Source organism: Paenibacillus taichungensis (assembly GCF_050994985.1).
GTDB classification, from domain to species: domain Bacteria; phylum Bacillota; class Bacilli; order Paenibacillales; family Paenibacillaceae; genus Paenibacillus; species Paenibacillus taichungensis.
In genome coordinates this window covers 1,621,442-1,638,567 of record NZ_CP194720.1, presented here as the reverse complement: position 1 = coordinate 1,638,567, position 17,126 = coordinate 1,621,442, and the positions used below count along the sequence as shown (strand labels likewise).

Genomic DNA, 17,126 nt, shown 5'->3' with positions numbered 1-17,126 from the left:
ATAAAAAGAGAGCTCAAGCAGTGTGATCTGCCTGAACTCTCTTTTGTTTATATAAGACCTTTATTGAATGAATAATAACAGTAATCTAGCTTGATTTATGCTGTTGCATTCACTTTTTGTTGCTCAGTTGTTACAGGTTCTGTAGCCGGTTTTGTTTTACGGATAAAGAACGCCAGCAGCAAAGCAACTACAGTCATCGCAGTTGCTACAACAAACGCATAGTTTACGCCGTAGATTGTTGCATCTGCGGTAGCACGAAGCATTGCAGCCTTATCATCTGTAGCGATTTGGCCTGTAGCCAGAGTATCTGCCAGATGGGATTTCAGTTTACTACTCATAATCGTAACGAGAATCGCTGTACCAATTGCACCTGCAACCGTACGCAATGTGTTGGACATCGCTGTACCATGTGCATTCAGGCGCTGTGGAAGCTGATTCAGACCCGCTGTTTGAATTGGCATCATCAACATCGACATACCGAACATACGAGCTGTGTAGATAAACATCATGTAACCATAAGTAGTGTCAATCGACAGGCGGCTAAGCCCCCAAGTTGTAATAGCCGTAATCGCAAGGCCGGCAACAGACAACCAGCGTGCTCCGACTTTATCGAAGATGCGACCAGTGATTGGAGACATAATCCCCATCAAGATGGCGCCCGGCATCATCAGCAAACCAGATTCAATTGGTGAGAATCCACGAATATTTTGCAGGAAAATCGGAAGCAAAATCATACCTGCGAACATCGCCATCGTTACGAGCATGTTAATGATCGTTGTTAATGTATACATGTTGTATTTGAAAATACGGAACTCCAACAGCGGATGATCGGTTGTCATCTGTCTAATTACGAACAGGATCAGGGATATGGCCCCTACGACCAGACAAGCAATTACAATTGCACTGCCCCATCCGTCTGTACCCGCATCACTGAAGCCATACAACAAGCTACCAAAACCGAGTGTAGATAAAATAACACCTGGATAGTCCAATTTAGGTTTCGATTGACGTGTTACATTTTTGACAAACGCAATACCGATTGCAGTTGCAATAACCGAGAATGGCAAAATGATATAGAACAACAGTCTCCAGGAATAATGCTCAACCACATAACCTGACAGTGTTGGTCCAATGGCCGGAGCGAGAATCATCGCGATCCCCATCGTACCCATGGCCTGACCACGTTTCTCAATTGGGAAGATCGTCAAGAATACAACTGTCATCAGAGGCATCAGGATACCTGCACCTGCCGCTTGAATAACACGACCTACCATCAGGATACTAAAGTTCGGACTTAAACCACAGACCAATGTTCCTAATGTGAAGAGCGTCATAGCCGTAATGAAAATTTGACGTGTCGAAAATTTGGCGATCAGATACGCCGTAACCGGAATCAACACACCATTGACGAGCATATAACCCGTAGTCAGCCATTGGGCTTTATTCGCGCCGATGCCGAGGTCATCCATAATTTTAGGAAGAGCTACGTTCATCAACGTTTGGTTCAGGAAGGCGACGAATGCACCGATTAACAATGCGGCCACAATCGGGCCTTTCTTAATATTGTCCATCGCTGAGGATGGCGCTGCTGCTGCAGTAGTACTCATTGGTTGTTCATCTCTCTTCCTTCTAACTTTTCAATCATTTGATTATGAATTCTTAGCAGGTGCTCAAGGTCTTCCTTCGGGATATCCAGAATAGGTGACACTCGCTCCATCCACAATTGGTGTGTTTCCTGCTGGGCCCGTTCCCCCTTGCCCGTAATCTGAAGCTTTACGGATCGACGGTCCGAGTCTGAACGGGTTCGAACAATGTACTCACCCTTGACCAGACGCTCCACCACAGCGCTCATGGAGCTGCTGCCCATATGACAGAGCTCAGCCACTTCATTGATACCGATCGAAGGGCGCTCTCTCAAAATGGATAACACCATAAATTGAATCGAAGTGAGCTCAATTTCCTTGTTTTCATTCCAGAATGCTCGGAAGAGCATTTGATTGACCTGCCTAAACGAATTAATAATGTAGAATACTTCATATGTGTCAGACATTAATTCACCCTTTTACTTATGGAATATAATATTTCGTACACGAAATATCAGGGGAACAATTACTTATTATAACAAAAATATTTACATAGTCAACTCTTTACATATAAATTTTTAGAGATTATTCTCAGGCATTCAAAGCAGGCAAAACTCTTTAAAATACACATCAATAAAAAATAACCATAGCCCTCCTGCATGTTCAGCAAGAGTTCCATGGTTACTATTATTTCTCCTGTCCATCGTCGTTAAGATGTGGACAAGGCATGCTCTTTTGTTTTTGGTGTCGTCATTTTGCCTAATAGATATACCAGCAACTGCTGGTTATGCATTGAAATATTGCTGAGAACGGAATTCATAAATTCATTGCGAATGGTAATTCCGCGCTCAGTCTCCATGCGTCCCTTATCAGATAGGGATACCCATACAATTCGTCGATCCTGATCATCCCGATCCCGGCGAATCAGTCCGTTTTTCTCCATACGATCCAACAACATCGTTACTGCTGCGGGTGTTGTAGCCAGAAAAGGAATCAGATCGGATGGTTTCATCTTCTCGTGATCCTCAAGAACCTCCAGTACGGCCAGCTGCGCCTCTGTTAACGAGGGTGCCAGCTCATGATCCATATGCAGCTTGTAGTCCTTGGTCAGCCTCGACCAGCACTTGGCAAAATCGGAATTATACATCTTGAATCGCTCCTCTCTGCAACCGGTTATCACTTCACCTGCTTAAGTTTTCGCCCTTCAAAGCCGCATTCCTGCTGCCTTTTTTCAATTTCCTAGCGATCGACCGTAATCGACGAAGGTTGTTAAACTTCGCATGGTGGTCCTCTTTTAATCCGCGTCTGAACAACAAAATAAGACTCTTCACATGACAGGTTTCCCTGCTCTGTAAAGAGTCTTTATTGAATCCTGATTAGGAGGAAGAAGCTGCCTGATTCTCTGTAAGATCCATGATAAGCTCCACAATTTCATCCTGTTTGTCCACATGCACAAGCAATTTACCAATATGTTTCCGTTCAGTAATAGGTACAGCTTCGGAAGAAATGTGATGTGATTGACCTTCCTTGGTCATCACCGTTACATTTCGTTGTTCCCGACAATAGAACGCTCCGGCAATTCGGCTACCGTTCGGTTTCACCCGTTTGCCTTCCTTGAATTCAAATGTTGCCAGTCCCTTGCCGCCACGGCTCTGCAGAGCATAATCCAGCAGTAACGAGCGTTTGCCATAACCCAAGTCAGACAATATAGCAACCTCACCTTCATCGCCTTCCACCCACAGAACAGATACAACTTCATCCGTTTCTTTTAACTGAATACCACGTACGCCTCCAGATACACGCCCCATCGGATTTACTTCATCCTCACGGAAACGGATAGCCATGGCTTCTTTGGTGATCAGCATGATATCCTTGCCACCTGTACTTAGATGAACGGATAATACCTCATCATCTTTGCCGACTTTGCATGCGGCTACTGCGCCGGAACGCTTGGTGACGTATTCCTTCAGCTCGGTACGTTTAACCTGTCCTTTGCGGGTGACAAAGACCAGACTATGATCCGGCTCTTCGAAGGATTTAACAGCAAGCACACTTGAGATCCGATCGTCTTTTGCCAGCGGAATAACGTTGACAATTGCCGTCCCCGGGTCTTTCCACTTGAATTCCGGTACCTGATGCACAGGTAACAGGAAATACTGGCCTTTTTTCGTAAATACAAGCAAGTTCTCCAGCGTGTTAACTTCAAGGACCTGAGCGATATAATCGCCTTCCTTCACACCACTTGCGTTACGTTCCCCGCCAGATCGTGTGAATGACTGCATGCCTGTACGCTTGATGTATCCCTCTTTGGACAAAGTGACAAATACATCTTCCGCGTTCACCAGCACTTCCAGATTAACCTTGAGTTCTTCCACTTCGCCCTGAATAGCTGAGCGACGGTCAATTCCGTATTTCTCACGAATCTCCATCAGCTCTTTGCGAATGACCCCGATCAGCTTGCGATCACTATCCAGAATCGAGCGTAATTGCGCGATCTTCTTCATCAGTTCGCCGAGTTCCTTTTCCAGAGAAGTAATTTCCAGATTGGTCAATCGGTATAATTGCAAAGTCAGAATGGAATCCGCTTGACGCTCGGAGAAACCAAACATCCACATCAGGTTATTTTGAGCATCCTGACGGTTCTTCGAAGCTTTAATAGCCGCAATGACCTCATCAAGGATGTTAAGAGCTTTTACCAGACCTTCCAGGACATGTGCACGGTCTTCCGCCTTCTCCAGCTCAAAGCGGGTACGGAACGTCACAACTTCACGCTGATGGGCAATATAAGCTTCGAGGATTGATTTCAATCCCAATTGCTGAGGGGCTTTGTTTACAATCGCAACCATATTGAAGTTGTAAGTGACCTGCAAGTCGGTTTTCTTCAGCAAATAAGCCAAAATACCTTGTGCATCTGCTTCTTTTTTCAGCTCAACCACGATCCGCAGGCCTTCACGCCCACTTTCATCCCGTACTTCGGCAATTCCTTCAACCTTTTTCTCAAGCCGAATGTTCTCCATCGCTGTAACCAGACGGGATTTTACGACCTGATAAGGGATCTCGGTAATCACGATTTGCTGTTTGCCACCGCGCATATTCTCGATATCGGTTTTGGAGCGGAGATAAATCCGGCCTTTACCTGTACGGTAAGCATCCAGAATGCCGTCGCCGCCCATGATTAGCCCACCTGTCGGAAAATCCGGACCTTTCATAAACATCATGATCTCATCCAGTTCAATCGACGGCTTCTCCATCACAGCAATACAAGCATCAATGGTTTCACGCAAATTATGTGGAGGAATCTCCGTTGCAAAACCAGACGATATCCCACTTACACCATTGACCAGCAGGTTCGGATAACGAGATGGTAATACAACCGGTTCTTTGGCGGTATTATCAAAATTATCCTTAAACAGAACAGTCCGTTTCTCGATATCGCGAAGCATCTCCATTGCGATGGGCGACAAACGGGCCTCCGTATACCGCATGGCCGCTGCCGGGTCATCATCCTGTGACCCCCAGTTTCCATGACCGTCCACGAGCATATGCCCCATTTTCCATGGCTGTGCCATCCGTACCATACCATCATAGATGGAGGAATCCCCGTGAGGATGATAATTACCCATAACATCCCCAACTGTTTTTGCGGACTTCCGATATGGTTTCTCCGGTGTATTACCTGAATCGTACATAGCGTAAAGAATACGCCGCTGCACCGGCTTCAATCCATCCCGTACATCGGGAATGGCCCGGTCCTGAATAATGTATTTGGAGTAGCGACCGAAACGGTCACCTACGACCTCTTCGAGAAAGGCCGGCATAAATTGTTCTGATAGACTCATTCCAAGCACCTTCTATTCTTCGTACTCTGTAAAGTCGACGTTCTCTACAATCCAGCGTTTGCGCGGATCAACCTTATCACCCATGAGTGTAGATACACGACGTTCCGCTTTTGCTGCATCGACAATTTCTACTTTGAGCAATGCGCGTGTTTCAGGGTTCATCGTTGTCTCCCACAGTTGATCCGGGTTCATCTCGCCAAGTCCTTTATAACGTTGAAGCTCCACATTGTTTCCAAATTCTTTCATGTAATTCGCCAGCTCTTCATCAGTCCAGGCATAACGTACACTAGCCATTTTTCCTGATTTGCGTGTGAGTTTGTATAATGGCGGCTGAGCGATATATATTTTGCCTGCATCAATGAGCGGTTTCATATAGCGGTAGAAGAAAGTCAGCAACAATACCTGTATATGTGCGCCATCTGTGTCGGCATCTGTCATAATTATGATTTTGGAATAATTGCTGTCTTCAACTGCAAATTCGGTTCCAATACCTGCTCCGATGGCCGATGTAATGGCACGATATTCTTCATTTTTGAGGATATCAGCCAATTTCGCTTTTTCCGGATTGAGTGGTTTACCCTTAAGCGGGAGTATCGCCTGAATCTTGGAATCACGTCCCTGTTTGGCTGAACCCCCTGCGGAATCCCCTTCGACGATAAACAATTCATTCCGGGTAAAATCCTTGGATTGTGCCGGAGTCAGTTTGCCGTTCAGGTTGGAGCTTTCACTACGTTTTTTGCCGGTTCGCATCTCATCCCGAGCTTTTCGTGCAGCTTCTCTGGCTCTGGAAGCTTGAACCGCTTTGCGAATCAACGTTTGCGCAACCTGCGGGTTTTCTTCCAAAAACCGTTGGATATTCTCGGACACGACAGAATCTACTGCGCTACGCGCGGAAGCGCTACCGAGTTGATCCTTCGTTTGTCCTACGAATTCAACCTCCGACATTTTGACACTGATGACTGCCATCATGCCTTCACGAAGATCATTACCTTCGAGGTTTTTATCTTTTTCTTTAATCATGCTGGTACGCCGTGCGTAGTCATTCATCACACGTGTATAAGCTGCTCTGAATCCGGTCTCATGTGTACCGCCGCCCCTAGTGGGAATCGAGTTCACGAACGACGCCAGCGTTTCGGTATAACCCGCGTTATACTGAATCGCTACTTCGACCTCAATGTCATCCTTCTCCGCATAGAAGTGAATGACATCATGCAGCACATCTTTATTTTCGTTAAGAAAAGCAACAAACTGGCTTGCTCCGCCTTCGTACATGTACTCATCCTGATTGCCTGACCGTTCGTCCTTGAGCACAATTCTCAGACCCGAATTCAGAAAAGCAATCTCCTGAAGACGTTCTGCCAGTGTATCATAATTAAATTGAATGCCGTTCTGGAACACCCGAATATCCGGTTTAAACGTAACTTTGGTTCCCGTTCGATTGGTATTGCCCAATACTTCGAGACCAGACACCGGTTCTCCGACATGCTCAACGCCTTTTTTGTCTTGCCAATACTCGAATCGTTGACGATGAATCTTGCCATCACGGAAAATCTCGACTTCAAGCCATTCGGACAATGCGTTTGTAACTGACGCACCTACACCGTGCAAACCGCCGGATTTCTTATATCCTGATCCACCGAACTTTCCGCCTGCGTGCAAAATCGTAAACACGACCTGGGGAGTAGGAATCCCTGTTTTATGTATACCTGTCGGAATTCCCCTTCCGTTATCCTGAACCGTAACAGAACCGTCCTTATGCAGCGTGATATCGATTTTGGAGCAGAATTTGGCGAGATGTTCGTCGACAGCGTTATCCACGATTTCCCATACCAAATGATGTAGACCCGAAGTACTGGTGCTGCCGATGTACATCCCCGGCCGTTTCCGTACCGCTACCAGTCCTTCAAGTACTTGAATGTCGTCCGCGTCGTAGCCTGAAGACCCTTGTCCTCCGCCTGTCGAACCTGCCGACATATCGATTTGCTCGACCATTCATGCTCCCCCTTCTTAACTTGCAACTAAAAAAATGCCTGAAATGCAAACAGATGTTTTCTTATCCTTGTCCATTTTAATTCAAGATATCCCGTTTCGTAAAGACAATGAATGACACAAAGAGTGAAGCAATGCCCCAAACACTAAGCACAATAAGGGAAAAACCTAAATTCATCCCTTCGATTGGTGGCAATCCGCCAGACAAATAATTCGGAAGTTCGAGGTTAACCATAAACAAATATTTGGCTGACTGCCAGGATGCAGCCATACTGGTGAGAATAGTTCCTGCTATGAGTGCTGCCATCATGATGACAATACTTGCTGCTGTACTTCGCACTAATACAGAGACCATGAAGGCAAGCATCGCCACAATGATACTGACAAACCAGATCAGCCCTGCCTGCATTAGCATATACAACCACTGGTCCACAGCATGGACTGCTGACATATCGACATCTGTACCCACAACCTTGAATCCGGTAAAGATCGGCATACCGAAACCTTTATATCCGAATACCGCTCCCGAAATGACATAACAGATAACGTACGCCGACACCACAATAATCGACACGAACATAATCAACGTGATGAGCTTACTCAGCAACACTTTCCAACGTTTGACGGGACGGGTCAGAAGCATTTTAATCGTACCTGTGGTGCGCTCACCAGATACCAGATCCGAAGCAATCGCCATAATGAGCAGTGGGATAAACAATCCAACGGCGTTATTCATGAATTCCCGCGTAAAAGTTACACCACCAGGCTCCTTCGGATTGATGTCATTCTTCAGATAGTATTGCATTTGCTGGATGTACACAGTCCTGTACTTTTTGTACTCTTCAGGTACCCGGTCACTACCAAGCGAGTTCTGATTATCCGTAATGGCTTGTTGCAGTTCAAGCCGCCAGTCGCCGCCAAACTTGTCACGATTATTTTCCGCAGATTTCATCTGGGCATACGTAAACATCGGAACCAGGACCGCAAGTACGATAAAAATAATATAAAGACGTTTTTTCTTTACCATCTTGATCGTTTCGTTTCGGATCAGCGGCATGATGTTACTCAATGGATTCACCTTCTGTCATTTTTAAGAATAGCTGTTCCAGCGTAGGCTGAATCCGCTGCACTCCTTCAACCTGAATTCCGGCTTTCACCATTTGCTGGACTAGGTCCGGAATCCGATCTTCATGCATTTCAGCAACGACCGCATTCAGACCAAGCCCTGCAACAATGGTATCGTCCATAACATCAGCAGGCCGATCCACCAGCGAAACACCTGCATTCAACAGCATTTTTTTACCTTCCTCCAACGGAGTAACATGCCATATTGCCAATTTGGAATGGTCTTCAATCAGTTCATTGACGCCGCCAACTGCAAGCACTCGCCCGGCACTGATAATTGCCACCCTGTCACAAAGAAGCTGGATCTCGCTGAGCAAATGACTACTGACGAATACTGCCATGCCTTCGCTTGCAAGCTGTTTGATAAAGACACGAAGTTCCTTAATCCCTTTGGGATCAAGTCCGTTCGTCGGCTCATCCAGAATCAGCAGCCGTGGGCGACCAAGCAATGCCTGTGCAATGCCAAGTCGTTGACGCATCCCCAGAGAGTAGGTTCTTACTTTATCATGAATCCGCTGATCGAGGCGTACAATATCTACAACTTCCTGAATACGGTCATTATCCACCCCTGGTTGCATACGTGCAAAATGTTCAAGATTCTCCCATCCGGTCAAATACGTGTACACTTCCGGGTTTTCAACAATGGAACCCACATATTTCAGGGCCCGTTCAGGATCACGGTTGACATCATACCCACAAACTTGAATTTTACCTTCTGTCGGTTTAATCAGATCGACTAACATCCGAATGGTTGTTGTTTTCCCGGCACCATTGGGTCCCAGAAAACCAAAAATTTCGCCTGGTTTAACGTCAAAAGTAACATCCTTAATAATCCATTTACGTCCAATCTTTTTTTTCAGATGCTGCACGGACAATACGGAATCAGTCTGTTCTTGTGCCATTTATTTTCCGCTCCCTTCTGCTGGAGTCTCTGCCTGATATTCCTGTGCAATTCGAACCGCAATTTGCTCGTACCCTACTCCATTGGGATGGAAATGATCTGACGACAAATATTGTCCCAGATGATTTTCAAACAGATCAAATGTAGGCACAAGTGTCATTTTGTCCTCGTTGTTCAGAACCTTCATTGCAGCATCGTTCCATGCAGCTACAACCGCATTTCCTGGCTCTTTGAGTTCTTTTACATCCCCAAACGGATTGTATAACCCTATGTAGACAATCTGTGCATCAGGGTTAATTTCTTTCACTTTCTTCAAAATCTCCTGCAAACGCTTCGACGTCTCCGGTAATGCCGCAGCAAGTGTCTCTGCCGTTGGAGCGTCTTCTCCCTGTAGAACCTGTCCACCCTGGAACAGATCATTGGCTCCGATCGACAACAGAATAAAGTTGGACTGTTGTAAGACATAACGTACGCCCTGTTCATCTAGCTTGCTCAACAATGCGTCTGTTCTCAAACCATTCACACCCATATTGTTAAGCACTTGCACATCATATCCCTGATCTTTGAGCAAATTACCTGCCCGCCTTACAAAACCAAGTCCCTCATCATCCCCCGTACCTCTTGCCAGGGAATCACCGATTACAGCCATTCGAATTTTGCCATCTTTCACCACAGGTGTTGATTGCCCGCTATCCTTGGCAGGTGTCGTTGTCTGCTGTCCTGTACCTAATTGGGCATCTCCCTCAGGAAAAATGACGTCCTTAATGGCGTATCCAAATCCAAATAACAGCAGCAATGTTGTCAATATGGATACAGTGCTAATGGTCCTCCAGATCCATGGCGCTGAATCAAGATTTCTTTTTTTCATTCATCACATCTCCGCTCATGTACACCTGGCTGGGTGCTTAAAATTTAAAATGATTTTACATTAAGATGACGCTTTTTCTAAATAACATAAATGTTCTGTCGTTAATTTGCAAATTTTGCCGCTGTATTAAGCAGAATTCAGTTTCAAATATGCTTTTACAAAAAAAGCTATGTCACGCACAGCTTCGAGCTGTGATGACATAACCTTTTTTTGAACTAAAATCAAAATATTCTTCAATAAAACGAATTAGTTACCGATAAATTCTTGAGCCCAATATCCGTTGTAGAATCCAACACCAATTTTCGTAAAGTTTTTGCTTAGGATATTCGCACGGTGGCCTTCGCTATTCATCCAAGCTGTAACAACCTCTTGAGGTGTTTTTTGCCCTTTCGCGATATTCTCGCCAGCATAGCTGTAAGTTACTCCGAATTGTTTCATCATGTCAAACGGAGAACCATAGGTCGGTGATTGGTGATCAAAATAATTGTTGTTGCTCATATCTTTAACTTTGGCTACAGCCACTTTGTCCAAAAGAGCATCGGAAGCCAATGCGCCCAGGCCAGCTTTGGCACGTTCAGCGTTCACAAGTTTTACAACTTGAGCTGCAAAATCCGATTGTGTGCTCTCGCTACCACTGTTGCCTGTATTACCTGTAGTCGTTCCAGTTCCAGTATTTGAAGGATCTTTGGCTGGAGTAGTTGCCGGTTTCTCTTCTTGAGTTGGCTTTGCAGGTGTTACCGGTTTTGCAGGTGTTGTCGGTTGAGCAGGTTTAGTTGTTTGATCAGGCTGTGTTGCAGGCTTCTCTACCGTTGTTTGCCCTTCGCCAGTGGATACAGTGTAACCATTATCTTTCAGCCACTGTTCAATGTACGCTTTTAAGCTATCCGTACTCGTAATTTTAAACGTTGTAGTTTTAATAGTTGTTTTATATGATGCATCTGCAGCGGAAGCGGAAGCAGGGAGCATAACCCCTACGGCGAGTACGGCTGTCAGACTGCTAGTTACCACGGTTTTCATCCATTTCTTCTTCAAATTCATTCATCTCCTTAGGAATATTAGTTATGACAACTTTGTAATTAATACTCTAGGAGTATATCAAGTGAATAGTAGATTGTGAACCCATAAATTATGGAAAAGTAACTTTTTTGTCATTTTTACAAGCTGTTTCAAGTGGGTGTAGACGGTTTATAGTACATTGCACCCAATCCTGCAATCAGCTCTTAAAACGCTGGTATATCAACTAAAACTCTAACCATCAACCTTAAAATACGGCATAAAAAAATGGCATCCGGACAAAAAATCGCCGAATGCCACTTATCTTTTATTTATCATTCACCACACGAAAAACGTGAAGATCGCGATATAATAAAACTCTTTTTCTATAGAAGGACTTTACTGAAACGGTAGCCTCTCTTCTGGAAACCAATATGCTCGTAGAAAGAATAGGTTGTTGAAGTCACTTCACGGTTCGCTCCGGTGACAAACAATTGTTTCCCACCTTGCTGTCTGCCCCAATCCTCGGCACGATCCATCAGACGACGGCCAATTCCGCCCCCACGATGTTCTTGCCCTACTATCAAGGACGTAATTTGTGCGGCAGGTTCTGGATAGGCATGACTTTGCACACATTGCAAGCCAATCACACCAATAATCTGTTCATCCACTTCGGCAACAAGCATGCATGCGTTTGGATTACTTTCCAAACATTCAATGCGCTCTTTCATGACATTGGCTGTTGTGGGATAGCTGACCTCTCGCATCAGTCCCGTTACCGCTTCAGCATCTCGCAGTTCACACTCTCGGATCATCAGTACAGGGGCCTCAACATTATTGGACATGATTTACCTCCACTTTCAGCATATTAGCGGCTTGTACCGCTGTTTTACGAGCTTCTTCCACATCTTGGCCGGCACTTAATGCTACGGCCATTCGGCGTCCCACTTTGGTCTCAGGTTTGCCAAATACACGAACCTGAGTACGAGGAAGCGCCAGTGCTTCTTCAATCCCGCCTACAGTAAAGTCAGATGTTTCATCATTAGCCTTCAGCGTTGCTGAAGCTCCGGGTGTCAATAAATGTACACCAGTGACCGGAAAACCAAGAATTGCACGCACATGCAGCGCAAACTCGGAACTATCTTGCGTTACCATAGTAACCATGCCTGTATCATGCGGACGTGGCGATACCTCGCTGAACACGACTCCATCTGATGTAAGGAATAATTCGACCCCGAACAGTCCATAACCACCGAGTTCATCCGTAACAGACTTGGCAATATGACAAGCTTGTTCCCATTGCTCCGGTGTCATCGCATGAGGCTGCCACGATTCGACATAATCCCCATCTTTCTGAATGTGACCAATCGGAGGACAAAATACAGTCCCTGAGACAGATCTAACAGTGAGCAGCGTAATTTCGCTGTCAAACTTCACAAAGCTTTCCACAATGACTCGTACGGATTTGCCACGTGCTCCCGAAAGAGCAATGTTCCAGCAATCCTCTACGTCATCCGATGTACGGCATACACTCTGCCCTTTACCGGAAGAACTCATTAGTGGTTTAATGACACATGGTGTACCCAATTCACGAACAGCTTCCTGAAGTTGTTCCAGGTTGTCCGCAAAAAGATAGGCCGCTGTCGGAAGGTTCAATTGTTCTGCTGCCAGACGGCGGATGCCTTCGCGATCCATCGTTAAACGGGCAGCACGCGCCGTAGGAACGACACAAAATCCTTCTTCCTCAAGCTCGAGTAATGCTTCTGTTGCGATTGCTTCAATCTCAGGTACGATGTAATGAGGTTGTTCCTTTCGGACCAATTGTTTCATAGCTTCGGCATTTAACATGTCGATGCAGTAAGACCGATGCGCTACCTGCATGGCAGGTGCGTTTTCGTAACGATCAACAGCGATCGTCTCTACTCCCAGTCGTTGGGCCTCAATAACGACCTCTTTTCCCAATTCTCCGCTGCCCAATAGCAGCATTTTTTTGGCTTGAGCCGAAAATGGAGCACCCCACATGTTCTTTCCAATCCTCCCAAAGAGAAATCTTCTATATCTATCTCTCTATTTTCGGGGTTTTGGTTAAAGAATGCAAGAGTGCTCCCTATTTTTCTTGTGAATTTTACAAGATTTTTTGTGTTTTTTCGATCAATTTTTACAAAAATCTGTATTGAGCTTCTATTAATCCATTATAAACTCCTTGTTTCTGGATAAGTTGCTCATGGTTTCCTTCTTCCTTGATTTCACCATGATCCAGCACGATAATGTTATCTGCATTTCGGATCGTCGAGAGACGGTGGGCCACCATAAAGGAAGTTCTTCCTTGCAGCAGCACTTTCAAAGCCTCCTGAATTTTGAGCTCCGTTTCGGTGTCGATGCTGGCAGTCGCTTCATCCAAAATCAAGATTCGAGGGTCAGCCAGCAAGGCACGGGCAAAGGATAACAATTGGCGTTGTCCCATGGATAATACATTCCCACGTTCTTCGACTTCCGTATCGTATCCACCCGGCAGCTTCATAATAAATTCATGGGCATTAACAGCCTTCGCAGCTTCTTCCACTTCTTCATTAGTTGCATCAAGCCGTCCAAAACGAATATTATCGCGAATGGTGCCAGAGAAGATAAACGTATCCTGCAACACAATACTGATCTGGCTGCGCAGACTTTCGACCGTTACATCTCTTACATCCTGACCATCAATGGTAAGACGTCCGCCTGAAATGTCATAGAATCGGCTGATCAGATTGATAATGGTACTTTTACCTGAACCCGTATGACCTACAAGTGCAATCGATTGTCCAGCAGCTGCTGCGAAACTGATTCCCTTCAGCGCCTGTCTGCCCTTCTCATATTCAAACACGACATTATCGAATACAATATCACCTTTAATAGAAGCAAGCGGCTTGGCTCCAGGTTTATCTGCAATACTTGGCTCCTCATCCATAAACTCGAAGATCCGTTCGGAGGAAGCCATGGCAACGAGCAATTGATTGTACATCTGTCCCAGACGGTTAATCGGGTCCCAGAAGTTGCCGACATAGTTGGCAAAAGCTACGAGCAATCCGATTGTCAGCTGCCCCTCTTGAATCAGATAAGCACCAAACCAGAACAGGATTAACGTTCCGAAGCCGCCCGTAATTTCAATCAGAGGACCAAAGCCTTGGTTCATGGCCGATGCTCTATCCCATGATTTTTTGCTCGACAGATTCATGTTGTCAAAATACTTCATGTTTTCTTTTTCCTGCGTATAGGCCTGAGTCACACGAATCCCCTGAATGGATTCATTCAAATGGGAGTTGATGCGTGAGTTCTTCATGCGTACATCCTGCCAGGCACGGCGGATCAACACACGCAGTTTGGTCGAAATAATAAACATGAGTGGAACTGTAATAATGACCGCGAGGCCCAGTTTCCAGTTGATCAGCAGCAAAATGACGATAATACCGAGCAGCTGCACACAGTCAATCATGACATTGACCGCACCGTTGGTGAACAGATCCTGCAGGGAGTTGATATCATTGGTGACACGCACCAATACCGAACCCGCAGGTCTTTTGTCAAAGAAGTTAAAGGACAACTTTTGGATATGTTTGAACAGATCCGAGCGAAGATCATAAATGACACGTTGCCCGATAATGTTTGTTAATTTGATTCGATACGTATTAGCCGCCCATTGGATCAGGTATAACACAAGCACAGAACCAGCAATAATATAGAGCATCGTCAAGCTTGGCAACCCCGTTGCAGGTGCAATCGCTTTATCAATCGCCAAACTGATCAAAAATGGAACGGACAATTTCGTAATGGTACCCAAAATCATCATTAGGATAATGAGTGGCAAGAGTTGTCTTGCATAAGGTTTCATGTAAGAGAACAGACGTCCGAACTCACGCCAGTTAAACGGTTTTTCAATTATTTCGTCGTCCTGATATACAAAACGTTCATTCATTTTCTTGTCAGAGGTCTCTTTGACCTCGCGCCTATCGGCTACCGTTTCGGCACTCATGAATTCACCTGCTCCCCAGCCTCCCGCTTACCGCGGGCAATATAATCTGCGTATTGAATCTCATATACGTCCCGGTAAGGCCCAGGCTCTTCAATGAGATCTTTATGTGTTCCACGTTGAACGACACGTCCTTCATCCAGTACCAAAATCTCATCTGCGTGACGCAGGGAAGAGATCCGATGCGCAATGATAAACGTCGTTCTTCCACGCATGACTTCCTGGAATCCGGATTGAATCTCATGTTCGGTCTCCATGTCGACTGCACTGGTTGCATCATCCAGAACGAGAATTTTCGGGTTTTTCAGCAGAGCTCTAGCAATTGCAATCCGCTGTTTTTGTCCTCCCGACAAGCCCATTCCCCGCTCCCCTACAACCGTATCGTATCCTTCAGGGAATTCCATGATGAACTCATGCGCTTTGGCCAGTTTGGCAGCACGGATAATTTCATCCATGGTTACATTTTTGAGTCCATATGAAATGTTGTTGCGAATGCTGGAAGAGAACAGGAACGTCTCCTGGAACACAGAAGCAATCTGACTCCGCAGGCTGCGAATTCCAATGTCCTTAATATTTTTGCCGTCCAGCTTGATAGTGCCCGAGTTCACGTTATATGCACGCATTAGGAGCTGAATAATAGTTGATTTACCCGAGCCTGTTCCTCCCAAGAAGCCAATGACGGAGCCTGGTGGCGCATCAAAGTTGATATCGGTCACTGCCGGCATTTTATTGCCGTAAGCAAAGGTAACGGATTCAAAGGTCACATGCCCTTTAACTTGATCAGCCTCTACAATGACCGGATCTTCTGTCTCTTGTACATCTACCGGCGTATTCAAAAGTTCCAACACCCGTTCACCCGATGCTTTGGATTGCGTATAGTTATTGATATGGAAACCAAGGTTCCACATTGGACCGATTATGTACCAGATCAAACTGAAAAAGGCAACGAGTTGACCGAGTGTTAACGATTTCTGAATAACCATGTTCCCACCAATGAGGAGCAGAAGAACTACGCTGACCGAAGCGAGAATCTCCATGATCGGAAAATATTGACTCCATAATGTTGCTGCATGAATCTGGTTCGTTTTGTAACGCTCATTACGAACGGAAAACTTCTCCACTTCGTGAGGTTCACGTGCAAATGACTTTACAGTACGCACACCTGTAATATTCTCCTGTACTGCTGTCGTCAGAGAGCTGAGTGCCAGCCGCATTTCTTGGAATGCAGGGTGAATTCGGGATTCGAATCTCAGCGCAACGAAGGCAAGCAGAGGAATACATATGAGCGTTAGCAAGGTAAGCTTCCAACTCATGGTCATCATCATGATTGCGCCGAATACGACCATCAGAACCATGTTGAGAATTTGAGCGAAGCCAAATCCGATAAAGTTACGGATCGCTTCGAGATCTCCCGTGAGGCGGGACATCAAATCTCCCGTTTTGGCCGTGTCGTAATACCGGAAGGATAAAAATTGAAGCTTTTCGTAACAAGCGTTACGAAGTCGGTACGCCAGGAAGTTCCCGAGACGCCCTCCAAAAAGACCGTGTAAAAACTGCATTCCCGCTTTCAGAATAACGACACCTAATACCGTTAAAGCAAGTTTGGGAACGTCTTCAAAATTGCGCGGAGTGATGACGTCATCAATCAGTATCCTTAGCAGGTTCGGATACACCAGTCCAAGCGCGGTCGCTATGGCGAGGCATAAGATCGATAAAAATAAATACGTGCGCTTCTCCCAGAAAAAAATCTGCAATTGCCTGAGAACATCCATGTCTCTCCTCCTCTTATATCGTTCAAAAACAGTATGAACATTTATGAAGT

At 45.5% G+C, this 17,126-nt stretch carries 13 protein-coding genes; all 13 read right to left on the bottom strand.

All coding sequences use genetic code 11. The features are described 5' to 3' along the window. Positions 1-95: 95 nt before the first annotated feature. Positions 96-1,607, bottom strand: coding sequence for a DHA2 family efflux MFS transporter permease subunit (locus tag ACR1R9_RS07565; protein ID WP_433921419.1), 1,512 nt, complete (start codon positions 1,605-1,607; stop codon positions 96-98). Further along, positions 1,604-2,050, bottom strand: coding sequence for a MarR family winged helix-turn-helix transcriptional regulator (locus tag ACR1R9_RS07560; RefSeq protein ID WP_076288997.1), 447 nt, complete (start codon positions 2,048-2,050; stop codon positions 1,604-1,606). Before ACR1R9_RS07560 ends, ACR1R9_RS07565 begins: the two co-directional genes overlap by 4 nt. Positions 2,051-2,292: 242 nt before the next feature. Next, positions 2,293-2,730 (bottom strand): MarR family winged helix-turn-helix transcriptional regulator, encoded by a 438-nt coding sequence (locus ACR1R9_RS07555; protein WP_063563171.1) that lies wholly within the window; start codon positions 2,728-2,730, stop codon positions 2,293-2,295. Between the two features lie 229 nt (positions 2,731-2,959). Further along, positions 2,960-5,422 carry a DNA gyrase subunit A gene (gene gyrA / locus ACR1R9_RS07550; RefSeq protein WP_076288996.1) on the bottom strand — a complete coding sequence of 821 codons (2,463 nt, stop codon included), beginning with the start codon at positions 5,420-5,422 and terminating at the stop codon, positions 2,960-2,962. A 12-nt stretch (positions 5,423-5,434) separates the two neighbouring features. Next, positions 5,435-7,414, bottom strand: coding sequence for a DNA topoisomerase IV subunit B (gene parE, locus ACR1R9_RS07545; protein ID WP_099858369.1), 1,980 nt, complete (start codon positions 7,412-7,414; stop codon positions 5,435-5,437). Positions 7,415-7,490: 76 nt separating this feature from the next. Further along, positions 7,491-8,480: an ABC transporter permease gene (locus ACR1R9_RS07540; RefSeq protein WP_433921420.1), complete on the bottom strand. Its 990-nt coding sequence runs from the start codon at positions 8,478-8,480 to the stop codon at positions 7,491-7,493. Beyond that, positions 8,473-9,438 (bottom strand): ABC transporter ATP-binding protein, encoded by a 966-nt coding sequence (locus ACR1R9_RS07535; protein WP_433921421.1) that lies wholly within the window; start codon positions 9,436-9,438, stop codon positions 8,473-8,475. The genes ACR1R9_RS07540 and ACR1R9_RS07535 overlap by 8 nt, the downstream gene beginning before the upstream one ends. Next, a complete protein-coding gene (locus ACR1R9_RS07530) occupies positions 9,439-10,305 on the bottom strand; it encodes a GDSL-type esterase/lipase family protein (protein WP_076288993.1) in 867 nt (288 codons plus the stop codon). A 246-nt stretch (positions 10,306-10,551) separates the two neighbouring features. Beyond that, a complete protein-coding gene (locus tag ACR1R9_RS07525) occupies positions 10,552-11,337 on the bottom strand; it encodes a CAP domain-containing protein (protein ID WP_433921422.1) in 786 nt (261 codons plus the stop codon). A 347-nt stretch (positions 11,338-11,684) separates the two neighbouring features. Continuing rightward, entirely contained in the window at positions 11,685-12,143 is a 459-nt protein-coding gene (locus ACR1R9_RS07520; protein WP_433921423.1) for a GNAT family N-acetyltransferase, read from the bottom strand. Further along, positions 12,133-13,320 (bottom strand): formate-dependent phosphoribosylglycinamide formyltransferase, encoded by a 1,188-nt coding sequence (gene purT / locus ACR1R9_RS07515; protein WP_433921424.1) that lies wholly within the window; start codon positions 13,318-13,320, stop codon positions 12,133-12,135. Before purT ends, ACR1R9_RS07520 begins: the two co-directional genes overlap by 11 nt. A 136-nt stretch (positions 13,321-13,456) precedes the next feature. Next, positions 13,457-15,307 carry an ABC transporter ATP-binding protein gene (locus tag ACR1R9_RS07510; protein ID WP_076288991.1) on the bottom strand — a complete coding sequence of 617 codons (1,851 nt, stop codon included), beginning with the start codon at positions 15,305-15,307 and terminating at the stop codon, positions 13,457-13,459. Then, positions 15,304-17,076, bottom strand: a complete 1,773-nt coding sequence (locus ACR1R9_RS07505) for an ABC transporter ATP-binding protein (protein WP_076288990.1) — start codon at positions 17,074-17,076, stop codon at positions 15,304-15,306. Before ACR1R9_RS07505 ends, ACR1R9_RS07510 begins: the two co-directional genes overlap by 4 nt. Positions 17,077-17,126: the final 50 nt, after the last annotated feature.